We start from the raw sequence: 3,892 nt of genomic DNA, 5'->3' as shown, positions 1-3,892 counted from the left end.
AGCGGGGCGAGGGGGTCCTGGGCGCGAGTGTTCACCCGGACGAGGTTACCGACCCGTGGGCGACCGCCGCCCCGCGCACCGCAATCCGCCGACACAGGCGGCCAAGACCCGGCTCAACCGCTGTCTAGCTGGTGTAATCAGCAGTACCTCAGGGTGCTCCCCGGCCCCGCCCCCCACCTCGACCCCCCGGAGATCCCGTGACCCTCAAGGACCAACTCGACGCACTGCTGGACGCGACGGCATTCGATTCGACTGGGACCAAGATCGGCGCGGTCCGCCAGGTGTACGTGGACGACGCCAGCGGCAAGATCACCTTCGCGACCGTCTCGACCGGCATCTTCTCCTCGGACGCCATCGTCCCCCTCCATGGAGCGCGGCTCCTCGACGACGAGCTGCACGTGGACCACACCCGTGCCGTCATCCGGGACTCCCCGCGCCCCGATCACACCGAAGACGCCCTGACACCGGAACAGGAGGTCAAGCTCCTGGAGTACTACGGGCTCGAGGCCCCGGAGAAGACGGGGACCCCGGGCACGAAGCCGGCCGGGGAGAAGCCCGCCGGAGAGAAGTCGCCCGGGAAGACCGCGCCCGGGAAGACGGCGCCCGGGACCGTCGGGACGTCGCCGGGCGAGGCGCCGAAGGGCGCGGGGAAGACTGCGACGACGACGTCACCCGCCACCGCGGTGGGCGACGGCCCCGACAACGCGAGGGCCGAGACCCCGAAGAGTGCCGGCGCCACCCCTGCGGAGGGCGGGGAGACCGGCGAATCCGCAGGCCGCGAGCCGAGGTCCTGACCCCGCCTCCCCCCGCGTCCCCCTATCGGGTGTGTTGCGAAACACGGCACCAGGTATGTGACTACGCTCACAGAAACCGGTCCGGTCGTTTCCGCCGTGTCGACTCCGGCCGCCGTGAACACATATTCCGAGAGAGAGCCGCTGATGACCGATCACGACCACACCCAGACCTACGCCCCCGACCCCGACTTCACCGCACAGGCCAACGCGCAGGCCGACCTCTACGACGTCGCAGCCTCCGACCGACTCGCGTTCTGGGACGAGCAGGCACGGCGCCTGGACTGGTCGACCGAGTGGTCCGAGGTCCTCGACTGGTCCGACGCCCCGGTCGCCAAGTGGTTCGTGGGCGGCACGCTCAACGTGGCCCACAACTGCGTGGACCGCCACGTCGAGGCCGGCAACGGCGACCGGGTGGCCATCCACTGGATCGGCGAGCCCGAGGACGACGCGCGGGACATCACCTACGCCGAACTCAAGGACGAGGTCAGCCGCGCGGCCAACTACCTCAGCTCCCTCGGGCTGGTCGCCGGCGACCGGGTGGCCATCTACATGCCGCTGCTGCCCGAGGTCTACATCGCCATGCTGGCCTGCGCACGCCTCGGCCTGACCCACTCCGTCGTGTTCGCCGGCTTCTCGCCCGCCGCCCTGCGCTCCCGTATCGACGACGCCGAGGCCAAGCTCGTGATCACCGCTGACGGACAGTTCCGTCGTGGCAAGCCGGCGCCGCTGAAGGCCGGCGTCGACGACGCGCTGGCCGGGAATCTCGAGGGCGTCGACGGGCACGCGAAGTCCGTGCAGAACGTCCTCGTCGTGCGCCGCACCGGCCTGGACGTCGAGTGGACGGAGGGCCGGGACGTCTGGTGGGACGAGGTGGTCCCGCAGCAGTCCACCGAGCACACGCCGGAGGCCTTCGACTCCGAGCACCCGCTGTTCCTGCTCTACACCTCCGGGACCACGGGCAAGCCCAAGGGCATCGTCCACACCTCCGGCGGCTACCTCACCCAGGCGTCCTACACCCACCACAACGTGTTCGACCACAAGGCCGGCCAGGACGTCTACTGGTGCACCGCGGACGTCGGCTGGGTCACCGGCCACACGTACGGCGTGTACGCCCCGCTCTCGAACGGTGCCGAGTGCATCGTCTACGAGGGCACCCCCAACTCGCCGGACGAGCACCGCCACTTCCAGATCATCGAGAAGTACGGCGTCACCATCTACTACTCGGCGCCGACCCTCGTGCGGACCTTCATGAAGTGGGGCGCCGAGATCCCGGCCGCCCACGACCTGTCCTCGATCCGCCTGCTCGGCTCCGTCGGTGAGCCGATCAACCCGGAGGCGTGGCGCTGGTACCGCGACAACCTCGGCGGCGGCAAGGCACCCATCGTGGACACGTGGTGGCAGACCGAGACCGGCGCGATCATGATCTCCCCGCTGCCGGGCGTGACCGAGACCAAGCCCGGTTCGGCCATGCGGCCGCTGCCCGGAATCGACGTGGCCATCGTGGACAGCGACGCCAAGGAGGTCGGCGCGGAGGAGCAGGGCTTCCTGGTGCTCACCGAGCCGTGGCCGTCCATGCTCCGCGGCATCTGGGGCGACATGGAGCGCTACCGCGACACCTACTGGTCCCGGTTCGCCGAGGAGGGGTACTACTTCGCCGGTGACGGCGCCAAGTGGGACGCCGACGGCGCGCTGTGGGTGCTGGGCCGCGTCGACGACGTCATGAACATCTCCGGTCACCGCATCTCCACCTCGGAGGTCGAGTCCGCCCTCGTGGGTCACCGCGCGGTCGCCGAGGCGGCGGTGGTCGGCGCCAACGACGAGACCACCGGTCAGGCGATCGTCGCCTACGTGATCCTGCGCGGCAACGTCGACGCCGAGGAGGACCGGCAGAAGCTCATCGACGAGCTGCGGGCCGAGGTGTCGCGGGAGATCTCCCCGATCGCCAAGCCGCGCGACATCACGATCGTGCCCGAGCTGCCCAAGACGCGGTCCGGGAAGATCATGCGGCGCCTGCTCAAGGACATGGCCGAGGGCCGCGACGGCGGGGACACCTCGACGCTGTCGGATCCGACCATCATGGAGCAGATCAGGGAGAAGGGCACGCGCGGCTGACCGGGTAGCGGGTGAAGGCAGCCACGTGTCGTGGCACGATGGACGACGGTGCATCCGTCGCCTGACAATGGAGGAACAACCGTGAGCCACGCCCAGGGAACCCACTCGCCGACCGAGGCATCGATCCCTCTGCACGACGCGGATTCGATCGGTCGGGGCGACGCCAGCATCGGGACCCTGGTCAAGAACGCCACGACGCAGGTGTCCACTCTCGTCCGCGCGGAGATCGAGCTCGCGAAGACCGAGGTCACCGAGCAGGTCAAGAAGGCGGCCACCGGGTCGGGCTTCTTCGTCGCGGCGCTCGTGCTGCTCCTCATGTCCTTCTTCCCGTTCGTCTTCATGTGGGCGAAGCTCATCTCGCTGTGGTTCGGTACCAAGTCGTGGGACTGGATCGGGTTCCTCATCGTCTTCGTGGTGCTGGTGCTGCTGGCGGCGGTGTGCGGGCTGCTGGGTTACCGCAAGATCAAGAAGATCCGTAAGCCCCAGCGCACCATCGACTCGGTGTCCGACCTCAAGCTGGCCATGCCCACGGGCGCCGAGCCGCGGCCCGGGACGGTCCGGGTCACCGAGACGCCCCAGCCCGCCACGCGCAGCTGAAGACGCCAGCACACCGGCCGCCCGACCCGTCGATCGTCAGGATCGACGGGTCGTGGCGGCATCGTGACGTCTCGGCCAACGGCATCCGCCTGCACGTCGCCGAGGCTCTCCCGCCCGACACCGTCCCCGGTGAACTGCCACCGCTGGTGCTGATGATCCACGGCCTGGGCGGCATCTGGTGGACCATGCGGGCGCCCGTCGTCGCGCTGGCCGAGGCCGGTTTCCACGCCGTCGCGGCGGACCTCCGCGGCCACGGGGACTCCGACAAACCACCGCGCGGCTACGACGGGTGGACGCTGGCCGCCGACATCACGCACCTCATCCGCGCTCTCGGCCACACCTCGGCGGTGATCGTGGGGCAGGGCGAGGGCGGATTCGTGGCCTGGACC

General features: G+C 69.7%; 4 protein-coding genes. All 4 read left to right on the top strand.

Annotation, left to right across the window (positions count from 1 at the left end; translation table 11 throughout):
• Positions 1-197: 197 nt before the first annotated feature.
• On the top strand, positions 198-794 hold the full coding sequence (locus G6017_RS12485; RefSeq protein WP_182617637.1) for a PRC-barrel domain-containing protein: 597 nt from the start codon (positions 198-200) through the stop codon (positions 792-794).
• Positions 795-938: 144 nt separating this feature from the next.
• The gene (gene acs / locus G6017_RS12480) at positions 939-2,906 is read left to right on the top strand and encodes an acetate--CoA ligase (RefSeq protein ID WP_182610671.1); all 1,968 of its coding nucleotides are present in this window, start codon (positions 939-941) and stop codon (positions 2,904-2,906) included.
• Positions 2,907-2,987: 81 nt separating this feature from the next.
• Positions 2,988-3,503 (top strand): phage holin family protein, encoded by a 516-nt coding sequence (locus G6017_RS12475; RefSeq protein ID WP_179524416.1) that lies wholly within the window; start codon positions 2,988-2,990, stop codon positions 3,501-3,503.
• Positions 3,504-3,649: 146 nt separating this feature from the next.
• A partial coding sequence (locus G6017_RS12470) for an alpha/beta fold hydrolase (RefSeq protein WP_182617635.1) occupies positions 3,650-3,892 on the top strand: 243 nt, incomplete at its 3' end.

The organism is Dietzia sp. B44, assembly GCF_014145245.1.
In the GTDB taxonomy this organism is placed as follows: domain Bacteria; phylum Actinomycetota; class Actinomycetes; order Mycobacteriales; family Mycobacteriaceae; genus Dietzia; species Dietzia natronolimnaea.
The sequence above is the reverse complement of the archived record's forward strand: the minus strand, read 5'-3'. Positions and strand labels throughout refer to the sequence as shown.

Excerpts from the sequence above, each read along its gene's own strand:
- acs (WP_182610671.1), top strand. The coding sequence starts at position 939 with ATGACCGATCACGACCACACCCAGACCTACGCCCCCGACCCCGACTTC.